At 63.4% G+C, this 24,632-nt stretch carries 25 protein-coding genes and 1 tRNA gene; 11 read left to right on the forward strand and 15 right to left on the reverse strand.

Annotation, left to right across the window (positions count from 1 at the left end):
• Positions 1-26: 26 nt before the first annotated feature.
• Positions 27-929, reverse strand: a complete 903-nt coding sequence (locus ACWA13_RS00070; protein WP_463935900.1) for a hypothetical protein — start codon at positions 927-929, stop codon at positions 27-29.
• 156 nt (positions 930-1,085) lie between these two features.
• On the opposite strand from ACWA13_RS00070, the gene ACWA13_RS00075 reads away from it, so the two are divergent.
• From ACWA13_RS00075 to ACWA13_RS00085, 3 genes are all read left to right on the forward strand, one after another.
• Entirely contained in the window at positions 1,086-1,631 is a 546-nt protein-coding gene (locus ACWA13_RS00075; protein WP_463935901.1) for a peptidylprolyl isomerase, read from the forward strand.
• A 7-nt stretch (positions 1,632-1,638) separates the two neighbouring features.
• Positions 1,639-2,517 (forward strand): rhomboid family intramembrane serine protease, encoded by an 879-nt coding sequence (locus tag ACWA13_RS00080; protein WP_463935903.1) that lies wholly within the window; start codon positions 1,639-1,641, stop codon positions 2,515-2,517.
• Positions 2,518-3,057: 540 nt separating this feature from the next.
• Positions 3,058-3,528, forward strand: a complete 471-nt coding sequence (locus ACWA13_RS00085) for a carboxymuconolactone decarboxylase family protein (RefSeq protein WP_463935904.1) — start codon at positions 3,058-3,060, stop codon at positions 3,526-3,528.
• Positions 3,529-3,694: 166 nt separating this feature from the next.
• On the opposite strand, the gene ACWA13_RS00090 is transcribed toward ACWA13_RS00085, so the two are convergent.
• The gene (locus ACWA13_RS00090; protein ID WP_463935905.1) at positions 3,695-4,309 is read right to left on the reverse strand and encodes a DNA-3-methyladenine glycosylase I; all 615 of its coding nucleotides are present in this window, start codon (positions 4,307-4,309) and stop codon (positions 3,695-3,697) included.
• Between the two features lie 84 nt (positions 4,310-4,393).
• On the opposite strand from ACWA13_RS00090, the gene ACWA13_RS00095 reads away from it, so the two are divergent.
• Positions 4,394-5,545: an alpha/beta hydrolase gene (locus ACWA13_RS00095; RefSeq protein ID WP_463935906.1), complete on the forward strand. Its 1,152-nt coding sequence runs from the start codon at positions 4,394-4,396 to the stop codon at positions 5,543-5,545.
• On the opposite strand, the gene ACWA13_RS00100 is transcribed toward ACWA13_RS00095, so the two are convergent.
• A complete protein-coding gene (locus ACWA13_RS00100; protein WP_463935907.1) occupies positions 5,517-5,771 on the reverse strand; it encodes a cell division protein CrgA in 255 nt (84 codons plus the stop codon). The genes ACWA13_RS00095 and ACWA13_RS00100 overlap by 29 nt on opposite strands.
• Before the next feature lie 237 nt (positions 5,772-6,008).
• Here ACWA13_RS00100 and ACWA13_RS00105 point away from each other — a divergent pair, with 237 nt between their 5' ends.
• Genes ACWA13_RS00105 through ACWA13_RS00115 form a run of 3 tightly spaced genes read left to right on the forward strand, consistent with a single transcriptional unit; the run spans position 6,009 to position 7,542 of the window.
• On the forward strand, positions 6,009-6,731 hold the full coding sequence (locus ACWA13_RS00105; RefSeq protein ID WP_463937973.1) for a class E sortase: 723 nt from the start codon (positions 6,009-6,011) through the stop codon (positions 6,729-6,731).
• 2 nt (positions 6,732-6,733) lie between these two features.
• Positions 6,734-6,904 carry a hypothetical protein gene (locus ACWA13_RS00110; protein ID WP_463935908.1) on the forward strand — a complete coding sequence of 57 codons (171 nt, stop codon included), beginning with the start codon at positions 6,734-6,736 and terminating at the stop codon, positions 6,902-6,904.
• Positions 6,901-7,542, forward strand: coding sequence for an aminodeoxychorismate/anthranilate synthase component II (locus ACWA13_RS00115; RefSeq protein ID WP_463935909.1), 642 nt, complete (start codon positions 6,901-6,903; stop codon positions 7,540-7,542). Before ACWA13_RS00110 ends, ACWA13_RS00115 begins: the two co-directional genes overlap by 4 nt.
• An 18-nt stretch (positions 7,543-7,560) precedes the next feature.
• Here the strand turns inward: ACWA13_RS00115 and pknB are convergent, their stop codons facing one another.
• From pknB to ACWA13_RS00150, 7 genes are read right to left on the reverse strand one after another with little or no spacing between them, the layout of a single operon-like run.
• The gene (pknB, locus tag ACWA13_RS00120) at positions 7,561-9,546 is read right to left on the reverse strand and encodes a Stk1 family PASTA domain-containing Ser/Thr kinase (RefSeq protein ID WP_463935910.1); all 1,986 of its coding nucleotides are present in this window, start codon (positions 9,544-9,546) and stop codon (positions 7,561-7,563) included.
• A 15-nt stretch (positions 9,547-9,561) separates the two neighbouring features.
• Positions 9,562-11,289: a serine/threonine protein kinase gene (locus tag ACWA13_RS00125; protein ID WP_463935912.1), complete on the reverse strand. Its 1,728-nt coding sequence runs from the start codon at positions 11,287-11,289 to the stop codon at positions 9,562-9,564.
• Complete coding sequence (locus ACWA13_RS00130) at positions 11,286-12,743, reverse strand: peptidoglycan D,D-transpeptidase FtsI family protein (protein ID WP_463935913.1); 1,458 nt, start codon at positions 12,741-12,743, stop codon at positions 11,286-11,288. Before ACWA13_RS00130 ends, ACWA13_RS00125 begins: the two co-directional genes overlap by 4 nt.
• Positions 12,740-14,125: an FtsW/RodA/SpoVE family cell cycle protein gene (locus tag ACWA13_RS00135; RefSeq protein WP_463935915.1), complete on the reverse strand. Its 1,386-nt coding sequence runs from the start codon at positions 14,123-14,125 to the stop codon at positions 12,740-12,742. The genes ACWA13_RS00130 and ACWA13_RS00135 overlap by 4 nt, the downstream gene beginning before the upstream one ends.
• A complete protein-coding gene (locus ACWA13_RS00140; RefSeq protein WP_463935916.1) occupies positions 14,122-15,852 on the reverse strand; it encodes a PP2C family protein-serine/threonine phosphatase in 1,731 nt (576 codons plus the stop codon). Before ACWA13_RS00140 ends, ACWA13_RS00135 begins: the two co-directional genes overlap by 4 nt.
• A 3-nt stretch (positions 15,853-15,855) precedes the next feature.
• Positions 15,856-16,338: an FHA domain-containing protein FhaB/FipA gene (locus ACWA13_RS00145; protein WP_463937974.1), complete on the reverse strand. Its 483-nt coding sequence runs from the start codon at positions 16,336-16,338 to the stop codon at positions 15,856-15,858.
• A 5-nt stretch (positions 16,339-16,343) separates the two neighbouring features.
• The gene (locus ACWA13_RS00150; protein ID WP_463935918.1) at positions 16,344-17,087 is read right to left on the reverse strand and encodes an FhaA domain-containing protein; all 744 of its coding nucleotides are present in this window, start codon (positions 17,085-17,087) and stop codon (positions 16,344-16,346) included.
• Positions 17,088-17,484: 397 nt separating this feature from the next.
• Between ACWA13_RS00150 and ACWA13_RS00155 the strand changes: the two genes are divergently transcribed.
• Positions 17,485-17,567: transfer RNA gene (locus tag ACWA13_RS00155), tRNA-Leu, on the forward strand.
• A 148-nt stretch (positions 17,568-17,715) separates the two neighbouring features.
• Here ACWA13_RS00155 and ACWA13_RS00160 read toward each other — a convergent pair.
• Positions 17,716-18,447 carry a TetR/AcrR family transcriptional regulator gene (locus tag ACWA13_RS00160; protein ID WP_463935920.1) on the reverse strand — a complete coding sequence of 244 codons (732 nt, stop codon included), beginning with the start codon at positions 18,445-18,447 and terminating at the stop codon, positions 17,716-17,718.
• Between the two features lie 153 nt (positions 18,448-18,600).
• Here ACWA13_RS00160 and ACWA13_RS00165 point away from each other — a divergent pair, with 153 nt between their 5' ends.
• Positions 18,601-19,995, forward strand: a complete 1,395-nt coding sequence (locus tag ACWA13_RS00165; protein ID WP_463935922.1) for a flavin monoamine oxidase family protein — start codon at positions 18,601-18,603, stop codon at positions 19,993-19,995.
• A gap of 18 nt (positions 19,996-20,013) precedes the next feature.
• Here the strand turns inward: ACWA13_RS00165 and ACWA13_RS00170 are convergent, their stop codons facing one another.
• The 3 genes from ACWA13_RS00170 to ACWA13_RS00180 all read right to left on the reverse strand — a co-directional run bounded on the left by ACWA13_RS00170 (position 20,014) and on the right by ACWA13_RS00180 (position 21,608).
• Positions 20,014-20,646, reverse strand: coding sequence for a hypothetical protein (locus ACWA13_RS00170; protein WP_463935924.1), 633 nt, complete (start codon positions 20,644-20,646; stop codon positions 20,014-20,016).
• 59 nt (positions 20,647-20,705) lie between these two features.
• Positions 20,706-20,963: a hypothetical protein gene (locus ACWA13_RS00175; protein ID WP_463935925.1), complete on the reverse strand. Its 258-nt coding sequence runs from the start codon at positions 20,961-20,963 to the stop codon at positions 20,706-20,708.
• 240 nt (positions 20,964-21,203) lie between these two features.
• The gene (locus tag ACWA13_RS00180; protein ID WP_463935927.1) at positions 21,204-21,608 is read right to left on the reverse strand and encodes a DUF5997 family protein; all 405 of its coding nucleotides are present in this window, start codon (positions 21,606-21,608) and stop codon (positions 21,204-21,206) included.
• A 221-nt stretch (positions 21,609-21,829) separates the two neighbouring features.
• Between ACWA13_RS00180 and ACWA13_RS00185 the strand changes: the two genes are divergently transcribed.
• Positions 21,830-22,510, forward strand: a complete 681-nt coding sequence (locus ACWA13_RS00185; protein WP_463937975.1) for a LysR substrate-binding domain-containing protein — start codon at positions 21,830-21,832, stop codon at positions 22,508-22,510.
• 19 nt (positions 22,511-22,529) lie between these two features.
• Here ACWA13_RS00185 and ACWA13_RS00190 read toward each other — a convergent pair whose 3' ends face one another.
• Positions 22,530-22,871 carry a hypothetical protein gene (locus ACWA13_RS00190; RefSeq protein ID WP_463935929.1) on the reverse strand — a complete coding sequence of 114 codons (342 nt, stop codon included), beginning with the start codon at positions 22,869-22,871 and terminating at the stop codon, positions 22,530-22,532.
• Between the two features lie 52 nt (positions 22,872-22,923).
• Here ACWA13_RS00190 and ACWA13_RS00195 point away from each other — a divergent pair, with 52 nt between their 5' ends.
• Positions 22,924-24,582, forward strand: coding sequence for a 5-oxoprolinase subunit B/C family protein (locus ACWA13_RS00195; RefSeq protein WP_463935930.1), 1,659 nt, complete (start codon positions 22,924-22,926; stop codon positions 24,580-24,582).
• Positions 24,583-24,632: the final 50 nt, after the last annotated feature.

The following is a 24,632-nucleotide window of genomic DNA, read 5'->3' on the forward strand; positions in this document are numbered from 1 at the left end:
AGGTGGCACTGCCTTTCGGCATCGGCCTACTTGTTGGTGCTGCCAGCTGCGCCGTTGTTCATGCCGGCGGCGATGTTCCTGACGGCAGTCTTAGCATCGGTGGCTGCCTTGGCGGCGTCTTCCTTTGCGTTCTCGGCAACATGCTTTGCCTTGTCCGCCGTGTCCGCTTTGTCCGCAGTGTCCGGTGCAGTCATGTCTGCGATCTCGGTTGCGGTGGCAACGTCCGAGACGGTGGAAGAGGAACCGGCCGGGACGGGAGCAGGCTTGGGGGTGACAGGTGACGGCGTTTTCCACGGATCTTCCACCGGGCGGGTGGCTTTCCAGGCTGCTACCGCGGCGGTGGCTGCGGCGGCAATGATGGCAAAGACCAGGAAGCCGCGGTTCTTCTTTGGCTTCTCCGGCTGCAGCTGGGTGGTAATTGCCTTGCTGGCAGCTTGGGCCTGCTCCTTGACGCTGTGCACTACGCCGGAGTCGGCGAGCTTTTGGGCTACCGCATCCACCCGTGCCGGCGTGCTTTCCAGGGTGCGGTGCACGGCGTCGGAAGCGACACCGATGCCGTCCGACAGTTTGGGCAGGTATTCCACCACGACGCGGTCGCGGGCGTTGAGGATGACCGGAGTGGCCTTATCAACGGCACCATGAAGACGGGGCGCTGTCCCTTCCACGACGTCATTGATGCGCGGCGCCAGGTGGGCGAGGCCGTCCTGCAGCCGGGGGGTGACAGTTGCAACGCCGTCGGCAAGGTTGTGTGCCGCAGACTTCAGTCCCTCCTGGATGCGGGGGGACGCAGTGTCAATCCCCTGCTGCAAACGCGGAACGGCCCAATCAACGGCGGCCTCAACGCGGGGGGTGGCCCAATCCCTGGCTTGTTCCACGGCCTCAATCACTGACAGTTCCAGTTCACGCGCCATACGATCCGTTTTCTTCACAACTACCTCCCGATTAATGTGACGGTTCTGGTGTTAGCCTACGTCGATTGACTGTCACCGGCTATTCGTACTGCTCACTCACAGCGGAGTTTCACCCAACGCGGAACTGGGCTGCGGGCCGTCGCCGCGTTGACCGTACATGGAAGAATAAAGGGCATGACTGCAATCGCAACTGCCAAAGCAACCATTCACACAAGCCTCGGCGACATCGTCGTCAACCTCTTCGGCAACCACGCGCCGAAGACCGTCAAGAACTTCGTAGGCCTCGCCACTGGTGAGCAGGCCTGGACCCATCCGGAAACCGGTGAGGACAAGTCGGGCACCCCGCTGTACAACGGCACCATCTTCCACCGCATCATCAAGGACTTCATGATCCAGGCCGGCGATCCCCTGGGCAAGGGTATTGGCGGACCGGGCTACAAGTTCGACGACGAGATCCACCCTGAACTGACCTTCAACGCACCGTACAAGCTGGCCATGGCCAACGCCGGCATCCAGATGGGCAAGGGCACCAACGGTTCACAGTTCTTCATCACCACCATCCCCACCGACTGGCTGCAGGGTAAGCACAGCATCTTCGGTGAGGTTTCCGACGACGCTTCCAAGAAGGTTGTCGACGCCATCGAAGGCGTAAAGACCGGCATGGGCGACCGCCCTGTTGAGGACGTCGTCATCAACAGCATCGATGTAGAACAGCTCTAACCCAGACATGAGCTATGGAATTCCGGCGGCGGATCCGTCCGCCCAGATCCCGGTCTGCCCACGTCACCCGGACCGGCCCTCGTATGTGCGTTGCCAGCGCTGCGGGCGGCCGGCATGCCCCGAGTGCCAGCGGGCGGCCGCCGTCGGATTCCAATGTGTTGACTGCATTAACGAAACAAAACGTGCGACGCCGGCAGTACGGTCCGTGTATGGCGGCGCCGTGACAGCCGGCAAACCCCTGGTGACTTTCGCCATCATCGCAGCCTGCGCACTTCTGTACGTCCTGCAGTGGATCATTCCGGCGGAGGCCGTGTTCAGGAATTTCGCCTTCGCCTCCGTCTACGCCACCACGGAATTCGGCGCTTTCCAGCCCTGGCGAATGCTTACGTCGGCCTTCCTCCATTCCCAGGGCTTCGTCCTGCACATCGTGCTCAACATGTACATGCTGTGGATGTTCGGCCAGGCCCTCGAACCATTGCTGGGCCGGGCACGGTTCCTGGCCCTCTACGTTCTTTCCGCGATCGGCGGCTCAGTGGGCTACCTCCTGCTCACGCCGATCCTTCCGCCCGGCGGTCCCGTGGGAGTGGTTGGAGCTTCAGGTGCCATTTTCGGACTCTTCGGAGCCATGCTGGTAGTGCAGCGGCACCGGGGCGGTGAAACCCGGCAGCTCTGGGTTCTGATTGCCATCAATGGTGTCATCGGCTTTATGGTGCCCCAAATAGCCTGGCAGGCCCACCTTGGCGGCTTGGTGGCGGGCGGACTTTGCGCGGCCGTTATCGCCTATGCCCCCCGGGGTCCCCGCAGGACCCTCTTCCAGGCAGCTGGCCTGATCCTGGTTCTGGCAGTGCTGGTGATTGCTGCCACCCTTCGGGTCGCGGCAGGCTGACCCCGTCCCCCCCATCACTCTTTAGCGGCCGCTGGGCGATCCCGACTCCCAACAGTGCGGTTGTTGCCGCGGGCGCTCCGGGCCTGCACCGCTTTTGGCCACAGCATGGACTTTTCCACAGCCTTTATCCACAGTGTTGGTAACTTACACGTCTGTAGTTCACCGAATCAAGGGCCGCCAGCCCCATGACGTCCAGGATTTCTGGCCAAGTTTCCGTGTAACACACTCGAGTATCCACAACCGTGGACAAACGAATCTGCACGCCCTGTGTGTATGTGGAAAAGTTCGGCCCCAATTGTTTATCTGTGGATAACCTTGGCACTACTGCCATTTTCCGGTGAAAATGCCCGGTCGGCGAGTAGATTTCAACAGGGTTGTTCACATTGTTAATAACTACAGTCGTGTAACCCGAGTGAATATCGAAGCCGTCTCCAGGCGGGAGAGGGGTTCGCCTAGGTAGTCTGGTCTGGGTTTATCCCCATCTGTGGATAAGTTGTGGGTAGCGTGATGTGCATAAGTGGACAACTAAGGGGACCAGCTATGGCGACTGCCAAGGAACACGTCTTTATGGATAAGCAGCACCCTGCCATCTGGCGGGCCATGAACGGACTCGGATTGAAGGTAAAGGAAGCCGCCGCCGAGGTGGGCTTTACTCCCATGCTCGTGGAGCTGCTCAACGTTCGTATTTCCCAGATCAACGGCTGCGCGTACTGTCTTGATGTCCACGTCAGGGATGCCCTCAAGGAAGGCGTCAGCGCCCGGCAGCTGGCTGTGCTTCCGGCTTGGCGGGATACCCAGTTGTTCACGGATAAGGAGCGGGCGGTGTTGGCGCTTGCCGAGAGCATTACCGGCCTGCCCCATCCTGCGGTGCGGGAGCATGAGGAGGCTTATGCCCGGCGCTATCTCAGCGACGAGGAGTTCTCCGCCGCTGCCTGGCTGGCGATTACCATCAATGGCTTCAACAGGGTGTCCATTACCAGCCACCACCCCGTGCGGTCGCCTGAGTCCTGAGCCGCCCCGCTGCGTTTTGCACAGCATTTTCCACAATGTTAATAACTCACCGCGATGTAGTACCGACGCCCGTCGCGGCAGCAACCACTGGATTCGGGGCTTTAATGACGTAGCGCGAGGAAGTTATCCACTCCTGTGGATAATTCTTGCCCCCAGCTGTGGACAGTCAGTTGCCCGGGGCCACGCGCCAGATTCCAGAGCTTCCCCGCCGGTGGCTGCCCACTACATGGGTATCCACCATCCCAATCGCTTCCATCAAGGCAAACATGGTGGTGGGCCCGACGAATGCAAAACCTTTCTTCCGCAATGCCTTGGATAAAGCAATGGACTCTGGCGACTGGGTCGGAATGTCCGCATGGCTCAGGGGCGTGGGCGTGGATTCGGGCTGGAATGCCCAGACGAATTCCGCGAGCCCGCCTTCGTCCCGGAGCCGGAGGGTAGCCTGGGCGTTCTGAACGGCGGCCCGGATCTTCAGCTGGTTTCGGACAATGCCCGCATCCTGGAGGAGCCGTTGGACGTCGTCTTCAGTGAACCGAGCCACCGCTTCCGGATCAAAGCCGGCAAACGCGGCCCGGAAAGCAGGGCGCTTGCGCAGAATAGTGGCCCAGGAGAGGCCTGCCTGGAATCCCTCAAGCGAAATGCGCTCATATACGCCCTGCTCATCACGAACGGGCATTCCCCACTCGGTGTCGTAGTACTCCCGCAGCAGTGGATCCGCAGACGCCCAGGGCGGTCTTGCCAGGCCGTCGTCTCCGGTCACAAGGTTGTTGGCTGCAGGCATGGTTCCCGTTCCTGGAGGATATTCGCTCATTGATGGCGTTGAAGTGGTCAGCGGCAGGAAAAACTCTATCTGTACCATTCAGTCATGGGGAACCTACAGCGCACCACTGACACCGGCGTCGTCCACCGGAATTCACGGCGGCCCTTGGCCTGGCTTGGAATCGCAGGAGTCCTCGCCGCTGGTACAGCAGCCTTCTATAGTCCGTGGCCGGCCGCCCTCACCATCAGGAGCATCTTCGCCAAGGGTGCCCGGAAGACCACGGCAGAAATGGATCTGTTCGCACCGGCGGAGGGCGTGATCGAACACCGCGGCCTCCCATACCTCAGCCACCACCGCGACCTGGCAGGAAACCGGATCCCAGGACGGTACGGACGCCCGCCGGTAATGGACATCTTCCTGCCGGAGGTGGGCGCCGACGTGACGAACGGGCCCAAAGCGCTGCCTACGGTGATCTGGATTCATGGCGGAGCTTGGTTGTCCGGCAGCAGTAAGGACGTGGCACCCTACCTGAGGATGCTGGCCAGCCGCGGGTACGCCGCCGTCGGGCTTGGCTACTCTGTTGCCCCAGGCAGCGGTTACCCGACGGCCGTGGCCGAGTTGAACAACGCACTCGCCTATCTCAATGCCCATGCCGCGGACTACGGGCTGGACCCGGGGCAGTTCATCCTGGCGGGAGATTCCGCCGGCGCCCAGCTGGCCAGCCAGCTCGCCGCCATGGCAACAAATCCCGGGTATGCCCGCCAGGTAGGCATGGAACCCGGCATCGAAGCGCAGCAGCTGCGCGGAGTCCTGCTGCACTGCGGCGTCTACGATCTTCAGGCACTCTCGCGGACCACCGGAATTGTTGGCTGGCGATTCAAAACGGCGCTCTGGGCCTACGCCGGGAAAAGGAGCTGGTCCAAGACGGCCGCCGCGAAAGATATGTCCACAGTGAACCACGTGACGGCGGCGTTCCCACCGGCCTTCATTTCCGGAGGGAACGGCGACGGCCTGACCGATGAACAATCAAAGGTACTGGCCGCACGCCTTACAAGCCTGGGTGTTCCAGTGTCCGGGCTGTTTTGGGACGCCGGACACGTTCCTGCCCTGCCTCATGAGTATCAGTTCCACCTGCAGTACGCCGAAGCACACCAGGCATTTGAGGAGTCGCTGGTGTTCCTGAATTCTGTTACCGGGAGGGAACCTGGGGCAATGAACCAGGCCGGAGCTAGGACCGCCAGCGAGTGGTCATCATAAAGCCAATAATGGCGATACCGAAGCCGGCCACGATGTTCCACGAGCCCCAGGCCTGGACCGGCAGGAGGCCTTCGCTGATGTAGTACGTGATGATCCAGAGCAGGCCCAGGATCATCAGGCCGAACATCACCGGTTTGAACCAGATGGGGTTCGGCTTATAGGTGTTGGCGGCGGGGGTAGCCTGGGTCGAAGCGGTGGACTTCTTGCGCGGCTTGGATTCGGGCACGGGCTCTCCTGGCGGACGGAACGAATATGGCTGACCGCAGCTTGGTATCCTGCAACAAGGAACATTGCCGGTGGTCCGCGATGGTCAGGTTTGTACTCTTCTAGCTGCCAATTCTAGCTGGAGTTCCAATGCCGCCGGTCCGCAGCGGACCGCCTTGGAGGAGTAATAGTGGAGCAGCAGCAAGGTGAAGGCCGCGAGCCGGGCAAGGCTTCTTCCGGCACCGGAATCCTGCGCAGCATGACCCAAGTGTTTGGTGAGCTGCTCATCACTGCCGGAATCGTCCTCCTGCTCTTCGTTGCCTGGCAATTGTGGTGGACCAACATTGAGTCTGACGCCCGGCAGAACGAGGTCATCGGGGAATTCGCCCAGGAGCTGGGAGACAGCCTTCCTCCGGCAACGGGAAGCGGCGAAGGGACCGGCGAGTCGGTGGACTACGGCGAGCCAGTAGTGTCACCGGCACCGATTGAGGCCGGGACGATCGGAATTATGTATATCCCGCGATTCGGCGACAATTACACCCGGCCTATCGTGGAAGGGACCAGCCAGGCCGTCCTGGACACACTCGGGCTAGGCCACTACAGCTCTACCTCGATGCCTGGTGCGGTGGGCAATTTTGCTCTGGCCGGCCATCGGCAAACGCACGGCGCGGTGCTGGATAACATCCACACACTGGTGCCCGGTGACAGGATCTACGTGCAGACAAAGGATGGTTTCTTCGTCTACGTCTACAGGAACGCAGAGATCGTCCTGCCTTCCCGCCTTGACGTGCTGTTGCCGGTGCCCACCCAGCCTGGTGTACCGCCGTCGGACCGCATTCTCACCATGACCAGTTGTAATCCGAGGTTCGGCGCCCAGGAGCGGATCATCGCCTACTCCGTGTTGGAGAGCTGGCAGCCGCTCTCCGCCGGAGTTCCCCCCGAAATTGCCAAACAAGTCAGCACCGCGCTGGGGATGGGATAATCATGTATGGATGGATTTTCCGGCATCTGCCGGGCCCGCTGTGGATGCGCATTTTCATGGCGGTGGTTCTCATTGCGGCCGCACTGGTCCTGATGGTTCAGTTCCTGTTCCCGTGGATGTCCCAGCTCACTCCGTTCACCGACTCAACGATTGGTTCCCCGCCCCAGCCATGACGACTACAAAAATCCTGGTGATTGATAACTACGACAGCTTCGTCTACACCCTTGTGGGATACCTGCAGGAACTCGGCGCTGAGACCACTGTGGTCCGCAACGATGACGTCACGCTCGCGGAAGTGATCGAACTTGCCGGCTCGCGTGACGGCATCCTGGTTTCCCCGGGGCCGGGTACGCCTGCGGAAGCCGGCGTCTGCATTGAGCTGATCAAATGGTGTGGCGAATTCAGTAAGCCGATGTTCGGCGTCTGCCTGGGGCACCAGGCACTGGCCGAGGCTTATGGAGGAACTGTCACCCACGCAGCGGAACTGATGCACGGCAAGACCTCTCCGGTGGAACACCACGGCACGGGTGTCTTCGAGGGGCTGCCCTCCCCCATCACGGCCACCCGCTACCATTCTTTGGCTGCCGTTCGCAGCACCATTCCGGACATCCTGGAGATCACCGCTGAGACTTCGTCCGGCGTGGTCATGGGCCTTCAGCACCGGTCGGCTCCGCTGTGCGGGGTGCAGTTCCACCCGGAATCCGTGCTTACTGAAGGCGGCTACCAGATGCTGGGCAACTGGCTCGAGTCGTTGGGAATGGCAGGCGCAGCCGAACGGGCAGCGAAACTCAGCCCCCTCATCCAGCACTAACCGCACGGTCTCCGCGCGCTAGTCGTCCGTTTTCTTCGGCTTGGGATTTCCGTTCGAGTTTGCCGGCGGATCCTTCGGTTCAGGGGTTTCCACCGGGACGGGCGGCGGGGCAGGAGCCTTGGCCACGGTGAGGGTGATGGTCCTGCCCGGTTCCACCTCGGCATCGTGGGGCTCACTTTGGGCAGTTACCCTGCCTGCCTCCACCTGGCCGTTCTCCACTTCGACAATGCTCGCTATGAGATTGAGATTCTTCAAGGCCTCCTGTGCCTCGGCCAGGGGCAGGTTGCGCAACTCCGGCATAGCCACTTTGCCTGTGGAGACAACCATCTCCACCTTGGTCCCCACGGCCACGCGTTGCCCGGCACCCGGGTTGGTGGAAATCACCACGCCTGCGGGGACCGTAGGACTGTGGGCCCGTTTCGTCCCGTCGGCCCCGGACAGCTGATGCTGGCGCAGCAGGTCGCGGGCAGCGGCTTCGGTCATGCCCACCAAACCATCCGGCACTGCGACGGAACTGGGGCCGTCGGAAATGTTCAGCACCACTTCAGCTTCCCGCTCCAGGATTGCGCCGGCGTCGGGTTCGGTACCGATGGCGATGCCCTTGGCAACGGTGGGATGCTGCATCCTTTTCACGGTGGGGCTGAGATCGGCTTTGTACAGCGTGTCAAGCGCCTCCACTTCGCTCAGCGAGGCTACCGAAGGCACTGAAACCGTGCTTACCGCGGCGGACGGAGCGTTGACGACGTTGTACAGCCACAGGCCGGCGCCGGCAAGGATCAGCAGGGTGAAGATCACCAAGGTGGCAATCCACGTGCGACGGCGGGACTTCTGCGGCTGCGTGCGCTCCCGTTCCGGAGGGAGGCCAAGGGGCATTTCGTCCGCATCCACGGCATTGTAGGCGGCCGCGAGCGGAGCGAGAGCTGTGTTGCCGTCTTCTTGGTCATCCCAGGCGTTGCGTTGCCGTCGGCTGACCGCAGGCTCATCGTCCAGGAAGCTCGCACCGGTGAGGGCGTAGGCTTCCGTAGGCGGCCCTGGATCGGCTGCTGCAACGTGGTGATGGGGATCCGTAGCTGCCTCGGCGGCGGACATCGCAGGCACCGCGACGCCACTGCGGGCCGCGCGGAGGGCACGCTGGAATGCTGCGGCGTCGGCGAAACGATCGGTCCGCTTTTTCTGCAGGGCCTTCACCAGGACGCTGTCCACGGCAGCTGTGACCTGGGGATTGTGGCTTGCAGCCGGCTCGGGGAGTTCACGGACGTGCTGGTAGGCAACGGAGACAGGACTGTCGCCGACGAAGGGCGGCCTTCCGGTGAGCAGTTCATAGAGCAGGCAACCAGCAGAGTAGAGGTCGCTACGGGCGTCAACGGTTTCACCCAGAGCCTGTTCCGGCGAGAGGTACTGGGCTGTACCCACCACGGCCTGGGTCTGAGTCATGGTCGCGGCGGAGTCGGCGATGGCCCGGGCAATTCCGAAGTCCATAACTTTAACATCGTTGTCCGTGCCGCAGACCATCACATTGGCAGGTTTGATATCCCGGTGGACGATCCCTGCCTTGTGGCTGTATTCGAGTGCGGAAAGCACGCCGAGGGTGAAATCGATGGCTTGGTCCATGGAGACTTCGCCCGCCCGGATGAGGTCCCGCAGCGTCTGCCCCGGGACGTATTCCATCACGATGTATGGCACCCGGACAGAATCCTCCGCCAGAGGGTCCTCGGCGTGCTCTCCGGTGTCGTAGATGGACACAATCGACGGGTGGTTCAGAGCGGCTACTGCCTGGGCTTCGCGTTTGAACCGGGCCTGGAACTGCGGATCCCGGGCGAGATCCGGCCGGAGGAGCTTCACCGCTACCGTGCGGCCCAAACGAGTATCGACTCCGCGATAGACGTCAGCCATACCGCCGCGCCCCAGCAGCTCACCGAGTTCGTAGCGGTCGCTCAGGACACGCCGGCTAGCCACCGGGACTTGGTCTTCGCGGTGCGACGGAGTAAGGGGTGAGTCGTTCATCGGGTTTCCTGGGAGCTACTGGCTGAGGATCGGCTGGCAGGTAGGCGGAGAGCCGGGCTGCTCACCAACGTTGCAGGCGCGGTTGGGGGTGGTACCAGGGGCTGCCGCAGATGTGGTGGTCTGCGCTGGTGTGGGTTCTACGGTGGGTTCGGGAGTGATGACAGGCGGGGGCGGCGGGGCAGTCGCATAGGTGATGGTGACGGTGGTTCCCTCTTCCACCAATCCTGCCGGATCTATTCCCGTTACCTTGTTGGGAGCCACGGCGGCGTCTTGTTGGGGGGCGAGCCGCACATCCAGTCCCAGCAGGGCGAGTTCGTTCTGCACCTCGCGATAGTCCCGGCCCAGGTAGGCCGCTGGAATGATGTTGACCATGGCAACCGTCGGTGCGGGCGGCTGCGTCGGGGTGGGCGCCTGGGTTTGTGTAGGCGGCGGGGTGGAAGCCCGGGTCGTGGCCGTGCTGGTCCGGCTGCTGGTGGTTGTTTCGCTCGCCGTGGTGCCACCGGACGGGAACAGGTTGGACTGGCTCAGGAAGTAACCTATGAGCGCGAACAGGATCAGCAGGATCAAGGCGATAAGCGGCCACGTCCACGGGCTGCGGCCGCGTTTTTCCGGCTCATCCACGGGCTCGTCAGGCTGGTCGTCTGCTTCCCATTCGCGTTCCGCGGCCAAAGCGTCCGCACGCGAGAGCGTGCTGCTCCGGGCCACGCCCTCAGGGGTAGCCGCAGCGGCGGCTGCTCCGGCCGCCGCAACCCCGGCGCCGGCGGCGCCAAGCACCGGCAAAGCGGAGGTCGCCGTCGTGGTCCGTTCCTGGTCCGGGCCGATCACGCCGGTGGGGGCGGTTGGGATGTCCACCGGTGCGGTGATGGGGCCTGTGGCTGCCTCGAAGAGGAGCATCCCGGGAACGGCGGCATGGGCAGCGTCGATGTCGCCATTGCGGATGGCCTCGGCAGCTTCCGCCAGTTTGATGGCGTTGGCCGGCCGGTTCTTGGGATCCTTGGCCAGCATGGACATCAGCAGCGCCCGAACCGGCCGGGGCAGTGTTTCGGGCAGCGGCGGCGGCGCGTCATTCACCTGGGCCAGCGCGATCGCGATCTGTGATTCGCCGGAGAACGGCCGGTGCCCGGAAAGGCACTCGTAACCAATAACGCCAAGCGAGTAGATGTCCGAGGAACCGGTGGCGGTCTGGCCTGTGGCCTGTTCAGGCGCAAGGTACTGGGCGGTTCCCATGACCTGGCCGGTCTGCGTGAGCGGGACCTGGTCCGCCAGGCGCGCGATGCCGAAGTCCGTTACCTTAACCTTGGAATCAGGGGTAATCAGCAGGTTGCCGGGTTTGATATCGCGGTGGACCAGGCCCTGCTCGTGGGCGGCGGAGAGCGCACGGGCGGTCTGGGCAATGAAGGACAACGTCCGGTCAGGTGAGAGCACCTGTTCGTGCTCAATGATGCTGCTCAGCGGCTGGCCGGGCACCAGTTCCATGACGAGGTAAGCCGATCCCTCCTCCTCGCCATAGTCAAAGACATTGGCGATGCCGGGGTGGTTCAGCAGGGCGGTGTGGCGGGCTTCGGCGCGGAAGCGCTGCAGGAAGCCAGGATCGCCGGTGTATTCCTCTTTCAGCACCTTAATGGCCACAATGCGGCCCAGAATGAGGTCCTTGGCCTTCCAGACCTCGCCCATTCCACCGATCGCGATCCTGGTGGTCAACTGGAACCTGCCGCCGAGGGTGATTCCCGATGTAGGCCTCACTTATTCAACACCGCCTCAAAAATCTTCTTCGCGTTCGGACTGGTTAGCTGTGCTCCGGTAGTGATGTCTACGCCTTCCATGACGATAGTCACAGCCACCTGGGGATCATTTGCGGGGGCAAACCCGGTAAACCATGAGTTGTTGAAGCCATCGCCCAGCTCAGCGGTTCCGGTCTTACCGGCCACCGGGATACCGTTGACTGCGGCGCCGTTGGCAATGCCTTCGCTGACCGCACTGGCCATCCACTCGGTGATCTGCCGGGCGATCTCCGGCGTGGTGGAGGTTCGGAGCTGGCTGGGCTGAGGCTCGTCCAGTACCCGCAGATCGGGTGACCGGACCGCTTTGACGAGGTTAGGGCTCATCTGCACACCGCCGTTGGCGATGGCGGAGGTCATCTGGTTGATCTGCAGCGGTGTGGCTCGAACGTCCCGCTGGCCGATGACGGATTGGGCAAGGCCAGGAGCGTCCAGCTCCTCCTCGGGGAAGAAGCTGGTCTCATACGGCAGTTTCAGCTGGTTGCCCATACCCTCACCAAAGCCGAATTTACGGGCCTGCTCGGCAATGGCGCCCTGCCCGAGGTCCCGGGCGATCGCCGCGAACGGTGTGTTGCAGGACTGCTGGAGCGCAAAGGCAAACGACGCCGTGTCCCGGGTATAGCAGTCTCCGCCAGCGTAGTTGGGAAGCGTGTACCCGATGCCAGGGAACGTCATCTGCGCCGGGTTTTCCAGCACGCTGTCCGCGTTGTACTTGCCGGAGCTAAGCGCCGCAGCGACGTCAACCAGCTTGAACACCGAGCCCGGGGCAAGCAGGCCACCCGTGGGGCCGCTGACGGACTGGTTGAGATTGATGCCCGGGACCTTGTTCAAGGCGTCGTAGTTGGCAGTCTCTGCGGCCCTGTCCTGTGTTGCAATCAGGTTGGGATCGTAGGACGGCTTGGACACCATGGCAAGGATGTCGCCTGTCTTGGGGTTGCTGACCACAATGGAGCCACGTTGGCCCTCAGGGATGAGGTCATATGCCAGTTGCTGGATGTCGGGATCAACGGTGAGCTCCACCGAAGCGCCCTGGGGCTGGTTGCCGAGGAACAGTTGGCCGATGCGGTCCAGGAAGAGCTGGTCAGAGTTGCCGGTCAGGACGTCATTCATGGCAAATTCAAGTCCGGTGGCGCCGTAGCTGCGGGAGAAGAATCCCGTGAGCCCGGCGTAGAGTTCCGGCTGGTTGTAGGTCCGCTGGAAGCCACAGGAGGCAGTGCCTTCAACGGATTCGGCGATAGGTGTTCCTGCCACGATGATGGAACCGCGGTCGTTGCAGTAATTCTGGAGCAGCGCCCGCTTGTTCAACGGGTTGGTGTTGAGGTCATCGGCACCGATTACCTGGACATAGCTCAGGGCGCCGAAGATCAGCGCGAACATGGCGATCGCGGCAATCCAGGAGTTGCGGATAGCCTGGTTCACTGTTGCTTCACCGCCTGGGTAGATACTGACTTTTGGCTGCCTGTAGCGTCCTGCGCGGGCGGCAGAGGCGTGGTGTCAACAGGCCCCCGGGCGGTATTGGAGATCATCAGCAGCAGGCCGACGATGATCCAGTTCGCCAGCAGCGAGGATCCGCCGGCAGCCATAAACGGAGTGGTCAGACCCGTCAGGGGGATCAACCGGGTTACACCGCCAATCACTACGAAGCACTGCAGGGCCAGGGCGAAGGACAGTCCACAGGCAAGGAGTTTGCCGAAGGCGTCCCTGGTGCCAAGGGCCGCCCGGAATCCCCGCGTGAACAGCAGCAGGAACATCAGCACAATGGCAAAGATGCCCACCAGGCCCAGTTCCTCAGCGAAGGAGGCAATGATCATGTCGCTATTGGCGAACGGCACCAGCCACGGCCGGCCCTGGCCCAGCCCGGTGCCCATCAGGCCACCGTTGGCCATTCCAAAGAGGCCCTGAACAACCTGTTCGCTGCGATCGTAAACCTCGGGTTCGAAGGCGTTGAGCCAGCCGTCGATCCGGAGCGCTACGTGCGAGAAGACCTGCGCGGCAACCAGTCCGCCGCCCACCAGCAACGCTACGCCGATCAGCACCCAGCTGATTCGGCTTGTAGCCACGTAGATCATGACGATGAAGAGACCGAAGAAGAGGACCGAAGAGCCGAGGTCGCGTTGGAAAATCAGGACGCCGATGCTGACCAGCCAGGCGGCGATCATGGGGCCCATGTCCTTGAACCGCGGGAATTGAAGCGGGCCAACCTTGCGGCCGGCCAGCAGGATCAAGTCCCGGTTTGACGACAGGTATCCCGCAAAGAATATAGCGAGGGTAATTTTGGCTACTTCGCCGGGCTGGAAGGTCATGCCGCCCACGCTGATCCAGACCCGGGCGCCGAGGATCTCACCGGCGGTGATGCCCGGAACCAGAGGCAGGATCAGGAGCACGGCACTGACCGCCAATGAAATATAGGTGAAGCGCCGCAACACGCGATGGTCTTTAAGGAACCAAATCACGACGATGGCAACTGCCATTGCCAGTAATGTCCAGCGCAGCTGATTATTACCGGTGTCATCGGTGGGCCCATCGAGACGATGGATCATGGCCAAGCCGAGGCCATTGAGGGCCACGACCAGCGGAAGTATTACCGGATCGGCATATTTTGCGCGAATCCTCAACACCGCGTGGAAGACCAGCGAAGCCACCGCCAGCAGGCTGGATTGGAACCAGAAATCGCTGTCGAAGGAGGAAGGATCGTCAATGCCCACCATGGCGCTGGCACCGATGCCGACAGCGAGGGCCAGGATCAGCAGGACCAGTTCAACATTGCGGCGTGGCTTGGGTACGGAGGTTATCTGCATCATGGTGTCCCCACGCAGCTTGGAGTAGCGGTTGGTGACGGAGAGACCGGCGTCGGCGCCGCGGCAGCAGTCTCGGTGGCCACCGGCGTGCCAGTGGTTGCCGATGGGCTGGGCGACGGCGGCAGGCACTCATCTTCGGGGGACGTCACGCCTGTGGTCTTGAGGTTCTGGACAATGCGCTGGGCATCGTAGAGGTCGCTGGCAGGTACTGTCTGACGAACCCGCTGCTGCGAAAACGCCGGGAGCGATTCCATGGAGATCTCCGTCACGGTCTCGAGCGTGGACAGTTGGAAGGGGCCAAGCCGCTGTGAAACCCCGTTGAAGATGGCCACCTTCGAGTCGTGTTCGCCAATGTAATACCGGGTCTGGGTCCAGGCATAGCCCAGCCACAGGCCTGTGGTGAGGATCAGCAGCAGAGCTGCCGCAATGCTGATGGTGACCCAGCGCCGCGGCCGGTTCAGCACGATGTCATCCTCTTGATCCAGGGGTACGGATGGCTCTGCTTTGTGCGTGAGCACGGTGGCGGCCCTGCGCGCTACGGTGCGGCCGGCAATGGTGGGGATGGAGCCGGTTTCGGCGGCGCTGGCCGCAGCGCCGACGAGGTCATGGGGACGGGATTCCAACTCCTCACGCAGCACCTCGGCGGAGAGGTGTTCACCGAGGTGCGGATCCGTACTGGTGCCTTCTGTGTTGTCTGCAGTTTCTGTGCGTCCATTATCTGCCGTTGGGGTGCCACCAGTGGCCGCCTCGTCGGAAGCGGGATCGGCAGCGGCGGCCTGAGCGGATGTGGCGCGTACGGAACCGGGACCGCCCACGGTGATGCCGTCGTCGCTTGTTTCGTCTGGGGAAGTGCCCTTGGCAGCAGGACTGGCGACGGCGGGAGGTTCAGCGGCCGCGGGATCCTCTTTGGAGGCCGTCACCGCCGGAACTATGTCCACCGCCGCTGTATTGACGTCGTCGGACGTTTGCTCGGCGATCTCCACCATCACGACGGTGACGTTGTCGGGAGAGCCAGCCTCCAGCGTGAGGTCAACGAGCGCTTCCACGCATTCACGGAGGTCCTTTGTTTCACGGACTGTCCGCTCGATCACATGGCCGGCCACGTAGTTCAGCCCGTCGGAGCAGAGCAGCCAGCGTTCGCCTGGCTCGACGTCCAACTCGTCCAGATCGAGTTCCGGACTCGCGTCGACGTCACCCAGGACGCGCATCAGGACGTTCTTGTGCGGGTGCGTCTCAGCTTCGTCCGGGCGGAGCCTGCCTTCGTCGATGAGCCGCTGGACGAAGGTGTGGTCAACGCTGACCTGCTCAAATACGCCATTGCGCAAGCGGTAGGCGCGGGAATCTCCGATGTGGGCGAAGTGCAGCTTGCCGTCCGCCAGCAGCAGGGCGGTGACGGTGGTGCCCATCCCGGCGAGCTTGGGGTTGATGTGGACCAGTTCGGACAGCAGGGAATTGGCTGTCTGGATCTCGTCCGCCAGGACCGTGGTGGCTTCACCGTTGTAGTCGTCATGGTCCAGATGGATCATGTCCAGGACAGTGGCGGCTGAAGCGACATCGCCGCCGGCGTGGCCGCCCATGCCATCGGCAACGACGGCAAGGTTCCGGCCCACATAGGCGGAATCGTCGTTTTTAGCCCGGATCCGGCCGACGTCGGAACGGGCAGCAAACCGCATGATCAGTGGCCGCGCGGGGACGGGATGGCCCTCGGCGGGATGGTCCTGGGAGGCCATTGCCTATGGCCTCAATTCGATAACCGTCTTGCCGATCCTCACGGGAACACCGGGCTCCATGGGCTGGGCGCGGGTGAGTTGCTGGTCTGCAAGGTAGGTTCCGTTGGTGGAACCGAGGTCCTCGATAAACCAGCGGCTGCCCTGCGGAAAGAGCCGGGCGTGCCGGCCGGAGGCGTAATCGTCCTCCAGGACCAAGGTGGCTTCCTGTGCCCGTCCCAGCAGGATAGGGCTCGCGGCCAGCGGGATGGTAGTGCCCTTCAGCGGGCCTTCGACCACTACCAGTTGCCGGGGCTGCTGGCGGGGAGGAGGCGGGGTGGTGACGGCCAGTTCCGGATTCTTGCGGACCTCGCGGGCGGTGGGTGTTCCAGCGGCGGCCTTGCGCCCGATCATCAGGTCGCGCCGCATGGCAGAAACGATGCTGAAAATCAGGATCCAGAGGAGGATGAGGAATCCGAAGCGGAGCGCCGTTACGGTGAGGTCGCTGATCTCATTCATGCACGGCTCCCGTTGCCCGCCGGAAGCAGGCGGAAGATAATCCTGGTGCGGCCCATGGTGATGGTGGAGCCGTCGGTGAGTTCCATGGTGCCGGCGACCTTGTGGCCGTTGACGTAGCTGCCGTTGGTAGACCCAAGGTCCACAGCCGTGCTGGAGCCGTTTTCGGTCCGGATCTCCAGGTGCTTACGGGACACGCCGGTATCGTCCACCAGGATGTCGGCTTCAGAGGAACGGCCAAGGATGACGGAGGCTGCATTCAGCGAGTAGCGCTGGCCGTCAATATCCAGGACAGGCTGCAGCCGGACGGGCTGTCGGGAAGGCGCGGCGGGGACATGGGGGCGGTGCGGGGCAGGACCTGCAGAACCGGAGGACTTCTCCGTCCTGGTGGTGATCTCGAAGTCGCCGGGACGCTGGGCTTCGTCACGGAGGAAGGAAATGCGTACGGGACCCTGCAGTGTGTATCCCTGGCTGCGCACATGGTTAATAACGACGTCGCACAGTTCTTCAGCCAGCGGTGTTCCCCATTCCTGGGCACGCTCGAAGTCCTCGTCGCTGAGCCGGACATCAAAAACATTGGGTGCCAGGGTACGGCCGGCGGCGACAGTCAACGCCTTGTGGTCCACCTCGCGGCGAAGCCGGCTGGCGATTTCGACGGGCTCCACGTGGGCTTTGGAGCCGGTGGAGAAGACGCCGCGGACGGCTTTTTCGATGCCGCGCTCGACTTTGTCCAGCAAACCCATGGCCCTTCTCCTTTCCTTCCGGCTGCTTGGCAGCCGTGTCCAGAACCTGCCGCGTGCGACGGTCCTTGCCCTACGGTTAAGTCACTGTCCGGCCTGCCGGAAGCAGGCGCTCTTACATCTGATACTACTTGCCGACCCCCGGAATGACCTTAATCGCCAACGTGCCGGACGCCGGAAAAGTTCGGCAAGTAAGGTCGTGTGCCCGGCGTCACGGGCTGCGGGACCGGGAACTGGAGAGGTTGTGTAGAGACCGCACTGTCTTCGCTGAGAGCATGGAGGTCGCTCAATTGGTGTTTTCGCGCAGGTGTCCGTTATGCTTGATCTCGCTGCTTTTACAGGGATGCGGTTCCGGGATCCGGGGCTGTGGCCAGGTAAAGAACAAGCAGTATGCATTTGCGCGCGAGTGGCGGAACGGCAGACGCGCTGGCTTCAGGTGCCAGTGTCCGAAAGGGCGTGGGGGTTCAAATCCCCCCTCGCGCACGCAATTGAAACACCCCGGTCTTCGGACCGGGGTGTTTTTCGTTTAACCCGAGCGGCCCGCGCCCGCATGAGCGGTGCGGACCAGCGCCGGTTATGCGGGCCAGGGCCGCTCGTAGCTCCCGGGCCCGGGGTCCCGGGGTCCCGGGAGCTACCGCCGGAGCGAGCCAAGGCCGGTGATCAGGGCCTCCAGGCCAAGGCCGAACGCGACGTCCGCTGGGCGTTCCTCCCCTTCCGCTGCGAAACTCTGGACAGCTGCCGTGAATCCCGGGGTGGACCCGGACATGGTTCCCGGATCGAAGATGTCCGCCGGGGCAGTGACGTCATACGCCGAGCCGAAGATGAAGGATTCCAGTGCCACAATGGCAGGCACAATCCTGGCTTCGGGAATGCCGGCGTCACGGAACCCTGTGCTGACCACTTCGTACATCGCCAGGGTCCGGGGTGCGTCGGTCACCGGCAACACCGCAATCACGGGAATGAGGGGCGTGTGGGCGGCAAACGCATCCCGGTAGCTCCAGGCCCAGGTGCGCACCGCGTCTTCCCAAGGACCGGAGCCAAAACCGGAGACGTCCACCAGGGACATCAGGTGGTCCTCCACCAGGACCAGCACGTCATGTTTTGATTCGACATGGTTATAAAGGGCCGACGGCGCCACGTCCAGCTTGCGGGCGAGGGCGGCCATGGTGAGGCCGTCATAGCCCTTGCTGCCGATGAGGTCCAGCGCGGCCCGGGTAATCCCTGAGAGGTCCAGCACTGCAGCTGCCGGCCGCCCGGCGCGGCGACGGGCGGCACCAGGAGGCGTGCCGGCGTCGTCCGCTGTGCGGACTTTCCGTTTTCCTGTTGCCGTTCCTTTACCTGCGGTGGAGTGTACTGCCGGCATTGCTGGCCTTTCGATCGGTTCCCCAGCATTATTCCACTGGCCGTCCAGCCGCTCTTCCGCAGCCGGGCGGTCGCGGCTATAGTGACTATAAATGAATGGCATTCATTTAGTGACCCGGATTACCACAACGGAGGGTCGCAGAGAGAGGACATCATGCAGAACCTGGAACGCGACGTCGTTATTGTCGGAGCCGGACCGTCCGGCCTCACCGCCGCGCGGCAACTGAAGAAGGCCGGACTGACAGTGGCTGTGCTGGAGGCGCGTGACCGTGTGGGCGGGCGCACCTGGACCGACACCATCGACGGTGCAATGTTGGAAATCGGCGGCCAGTGGGTCTCGCCCGACCAGACCGAGCTTCTGGCTTTGCTGGACGAGCTGGGCCTGGAGACCTACCCACGCTACCGGGACGGCGAATCGATTTATGTGGGCCAGGACGGCCAGCCCACCCGCTACACGGGGGACACCTTCCCGGTAGGAGCGGAAACCAAGGCCGAGATGGAAAAACTCATCGCGATCCTGGATGGTCTCGCCGCTGAGATTGGCGCCACGGAACCCTGGGCCCACCCCAAAGCTCGCGAGCTGGACACCATCTCCTTCCACCACTGGTTGCGCGCAAATTCCAGAGACGAAGAAGCGTGCAAGAACATCGGCCTGTTTATCGCCGGGGGCATGCTCACCAAGCCGGCCCACGCATTCTCGGCGCTGCAGGCAGTCCTGATGGCGGCCTCTGCCGGCTCCTTCAGCCACCTCACCGACGAAGACTTCATCCTCGACCGCCGTGTTGTGGGCGGTATGCAGCAGGTCTCGCTCCTGCAGGCAGCCGAACTGGGCAACGACGTCATCCTGAACAGTCCGGTGCGCACCATCCGCTGGGAGGAAGCGAACGACGGCGGCCCCGGCCGCCACGTGACCGTCACCGCGGACGGGGCAACAGTGCAGGCCGGATTTGTGGTCATGGCAGTGCCCCCGAACCTGTATTCACGGGTCTCCTTCGATCCGCCCCTGCCGCGTCGCCAGCACCAGATGCACCAGCACCAGTCACTCGGCCTGGTCATCAAGGTGCACGCTGTCTACAACACCCCGTTCTGGCGGGAGGACGGCCTGTCCGGCACAGGCTTCGGCGCCGACTCGCTGGTGCAGGAGGTCTACGACAACACCAACTACGGTGATGGCCGGGGCACCCTGGTGGGCTTCATCTCCGACGAAAAGGCAGACGCCGTATTCGAACTCAGTGCGGATGCTCGGAAACGGGCCATCCTCGAATCGATTGCCGGGTTCCTGGGCGACAAGGCGCTGACGCCTGAGGTTTACTACGAGTCCGATTGGGGTTCGGAGGAATGGACCAGGGGCGCGTACGCCTCCAGCTACGATCTTGGTGGACTGCACCGTTACGGCAAGGATCAGCACACGCCTGTAGGTCCGATCTACTGGTGCTCCTCGGACCTGGCAGCTGAAGGTTACCAGCACGTGGACGGCGCCATCCGGATGGGACGGAAGACGGCCGAACGGATCCTCGAGGCCGCCCGACTCACCGTCCCGGTGGCGTAAGCACCCTGGAAGATTGCGCTACGGCGTCTGGGGGTCGGGCCGCGCCCCTGCGGCGGCTTCGGCCTGCCGCAGGGCGTGCTCCAGACGCTCCACGGCCCGTGCATAGTTCTCCGGCTCGTCCGCAGGGCTCACGGCTTCTGCAGACCTCATGGCCCTGATCAGCTGGGCTGTCTCGGGCTGGCGGACGTCGGACATGGCCGGAAAGTCGATGGCCAGGGCAGGGTCCAGTTCATACCGCCGCCAGCTCTCGATGGTCCGCTGATGGCGTTCGACGGCGGTGCCAAGCCCGCTAAGTGCCCTGTTCCGCCGCCGTCGTTCCTGCTGGAGTGCAGCGAGCTGCGGGTAATTACGGTAGGCGCCGATACCGGCAGCCGCACCGGCAGTGGCTACCGCCAGGCCTGCCATGGGCGAAATGAGTGAAGGCAGCACGACGGCAGGAACCGCTACCGCGGCACCGGCGAAAAGATCCCAGAACAACTGATCGCCGACGTCGTCCGTCGGTGTAGTCCGGTGATGTCGGACAGCAAGCGACGTGGCTGCTGTGGTTACGGAAAGCACAAGGCCGCAGGCCAAGGCGGGCCAGAAGACCGCCACCTGGGTAATGACTTCCGTGAACATGGCACCTCCAACGCGTTCCCTGCCGACCGTCAAGGCTGCTCCTTCTATTGCAGCCCTGTCCGAACCGGTAGTCAATGGTTGTGCCTGGGGTCCTACACTGCCGCGGGGTAGCTGGACAGGATGTAATCGGCAGCGGCCGGCCCCTGCATTCTCAGCTGGGTGTCGTGGACCTTGACACCGCACTGGGCCATGCCGGCCCGGAAGGCCGCATCTGAGCGGGGCTGGATTCCCTGGAGGACGCACCAGCTGACGTAGAGGCCGTAGAGGCAGTCCGCCCCCAAGGGGCTGTCCGTCTCAGGATCGGCGATGGTGGCTTCCGTAAGGAAGGTCTGGAAATGCGAGGTGTCCATTCCTTGGCTCGATTCCGTCTATGCAACTTGTGCCGCCGTTTTGCTACAGCAGCTTTTCTGCTTCCGATGGTGCATAACACCGAAAGTGATCCGCCCGTAAAGGCGGCGTTGTGACCATGAATCTACGCCAGCTTCTACTCGCTGTCCAGCCACGTAACGGACTGTTCAGCTTCCCGTAACCAGCACCTCAGCTTCTTGAAACCAGCCACCCGAGCCGTTTGCTTTGCAGGCCGGTTGCCCTTAGCGCCTGGCTTCCTTCTCTGCCTTGGCGGCCTTCGCGGCAGCCTCTTCTTTAACGCGCTTGGCCTCTTCACGGACCGCGGCCTGGGTTGCCCGCTCGGTAACCAGCCACGCCGGAGGGGCCTGCAGCAGAGCGGTGATTTCCGCCGTCGTCAGGGCTTCTTCCACACCGCCACGCGCCAAACCACTGATGGAGATGTTGAGCTTCTGGGCCACCACGGGGCGGGGGTGCGGGCCGTTACGGCGCAGTTCGACGAGCCATTCCGGCGGGTTGGCCTGGAGTTCAGCGAATTCCTCGCGGGTGATGGTCGAATCCTGGAACTCCTGCGGTGTTGCCGGCAGGTAGATACCGAGCTTCTTCGCGACGGTGGCCGGTTTCATGGACTGGGAGTTAGCGGAAGTCATGCATCTAGGGTATCCGCCCGCCACAGGCCCGGGAGCACGCGGATGCAGCGCGGTACTGTGAAGGGGTGCCTGAGTCCAACGAATCCCGTCCCGAGAATCCCCTTGTTGATCTTCCTGTGGATCCTGCCGCTGACAGCCCCATAGCGCCTGCCGCTAATGCGGCCACTGATGACGCTGCCGGTGCTGCCGCAGGGGATCCCGTTGGTAATTCCGCTGCGCGCGTGCTCCGTTTCGCCTACGTTGCAGGGGTAACTCCGGGCAAGTGGATCCGGCGCTGGGAGGAGCGGATGCCAGGGATTCCGGTGGAGGCTTTTATGACCGACGACGCCGGGCAGCTGTCAGTGCTCCGTGACGGCTCCGCGGATCTCAGCTTTGTACGGCTTCCGGTGGAGCGCGAGGGCCTCAGTGTCATTCCCCTTTATGAAGAACAGCCGGCAGTTGTGGCGCCGAAGGGGCACGAGATCTCCGTCTTCGAGGAAGTGGAGCTCGACGACCTTTTGGAGGAGTCGTTCCTGGACGTCGCCGGGATGGGCGGCCCGGAGACGGCCATGCAGGTGGTGGCGACGGGCGCAGGGCTGGTAATCCTGCCGCAGCCCGTAGCCCGCCATTTCAACGTGCGGGACACCGTGGCGCGAAAGCTTAGCGGAGCCCCTGCCACCCAGATCGCTGTTGCCTGGCCCACCGATTCCACTGATGAGGTCATCGAGGAGTTCATTGGCATTGTCCGGGGCCGCACCGCTCACAGTTCCCGGCAGCCCTCTGCCCGGCAGGAGGAGCCGAAGAAGGAGCCAAAGCCGGACCGCCGCGGTACCGGCGCCAAGAAGCCCAGGGTGGCGCAACGCTACGCTCCCAACCCGGACAAGGGCAGGGGCAAAGGCTCACGGAAGAAGGGGAAGCGCTAGGCTTCGGGCACTGAGGTGCCTAAGCGCAGGCGTCCTTCAGGTTGTTCACGGAGTCTCCCGGCACTTGGTCTCCGGCGTCTGCGATCTGGCGCATCGGCGTCATAACGTCCTCCGGTACTCCCGCGGCTTCCGCAGCGCCTACCAGCCCGCTCAGCACCTGTTGCTCACTAAGGCTCACCAGCCCGTCTTCCACCAGGGCGCACACCTGGCCCCGGACCTCGTCAGCAGCCGCAGTGGCAACCTTGGAGGTGGCATCACTTACGGCGCTTTTGGCTGCTTCCTGGACCGAGCAGCTGGCCAAAAGCAGTGCCAGGGGCACCGCTGCGGTCAGGGCGGTGAGGGCAGAAAAGGTTCGGTTCATACTCCCAGCCTAACAACGGCACAATGGTGGAAGCCGGGGGTCCGGCTGGAAGATGCCTGACGGAAACGGGGTAACAGGCGCCATGACAGGCCGGAGCAGCGTCATCCGTGTGCTGTCCGTGCGCGCCGCAGGGTCCCGGGCCCTGCTGGCTGAACTCGCCGGTACCGAGGAGGTCCTTGCCTTGACGGCGGCCCTGCGGAAAGCGCCGCTTCCCGGCCAGGACCAGGTAGTGCCGGCAGCAGTTACCGTGCTGGTGATGGCCGAGTCCGCCCCGGCTGTCCGTGAACTCCGCAAGGCATTGCTGGCACTGGAACTGCCACCGCCGGACGAACAGCCTGCCGGTGCCGAAGTGGTGATCAACACCGTGTACGACGGCGAGGACCTCACCACGGTTGCCACGCTGACCGGGCGGAGTGTGGAGGCAGTTGTTAAGGCACATTCCGGGCAGCGGTGGGCTGCCGCGTTTGGTGGGTTTGCGCCCGGATTCGTCTATCTGTTGGGCGACGGCGGCCTGGACGTTCCCCGGTTGGACTCACCCAGGACGGCAGTTCCATCGGGTTCCGTGGCGCTGGCCGGAAATTATTCTGCGGTGTATCCGCGCAGTTCACCCGGCGGTTGGCGGCTGATCGGCCACACCGATGCCGTGATGTGGGACCTTGACCGTCCCGACCCCGCGCTGGTTAAACCGGGAGATTCTGTCCGGTTCCATCCCGTGCGTGAGTTGGTGCGGCTTGCCGGTCCTGCCGTTTCCAAGCCGGCTCCGGCCCGCGTCACCACCCCGGACGGACTGCAGGTTGTCTCCCCAGGCCTGCTCAGCCTGATCGAGGACCTGGGCAGGCCTGGCTTCGAAGACCTGGGAGTGCCCGCTTCGGGCGCCCTGGACCGGGCCTCCCTTCGCCGGGCCAACCGTCTGGTGGGTAACGAACCCGGTGCAGCCTGCATTGAAGCGGCTGGCCCCGGGCTGACCGTCCAGGCGGTGGGCGACCGGATTGTGGCCGTCACCGGAGCGCCCGCGTCCTTGCTGCTGCGCCCTGCCGCAACGGGTGCGCTCGTCGCTGAAGAGTTCGACGACGGTGGGGCACCACGGAGCGTACCGATGGCCGCGGCCTTTGTGCTCATGGACGGTGAAAGGCTTGAACTGGGCCCGACACCAGAAGGATTCCGTAGCTACCTCGCCGTGCGCGGAGGCATCGAAACGCAACCACAGCTGGGTAGCCGGGCCACCGACGTACTGTCCGGGATCGGCTCGTCCCCCTTGGCGGCCAGGCAGCTGCTGCCGGTTGGCACCCGCACGGCTTCCGGCGTCGTCGGCCCTCCTGAACCGCAACCGGACTACCCGGCTGCTGGCAGCATCACGGAACTCCGTGTCATCCAGGGACCTCGCGACGACTGGTTCGACGCCGCTGCGCTGGAGCAGCTGTGCGGGCAGGTGTGGTCCGTGACAACGCAATCAAACCGGGTGGGGCTTAGGCTGGCCGGCGAACCGCTGGTCAGGACCCGGGCGGGAGAACTGGCCAGTGAAGGCATGGTGGCCGGAGCGCTGCAGGTGCCGCCGGACGGCCGGCCCGTGCTGTTCCTGGCCGACCATCCGGTGACTGGCGGGTACCCGGTAATCGCGGTGGTGGCCGAGGAGGACCTGGCGCTCGCCGCCCAGGTCCCGCTGGGCGGCACTGTACGTTTCCGGGCCTTCCAACCGAGCAGCGCGCTGTGAAAAAGAAATTCTTTCAGGCATGTCGATCCGGTGCCCGCCCGTTCGACGCC

This window comes from Pseudarthrobacter sp. TRD_SC_9 (genome assembly GCF_055361265.1).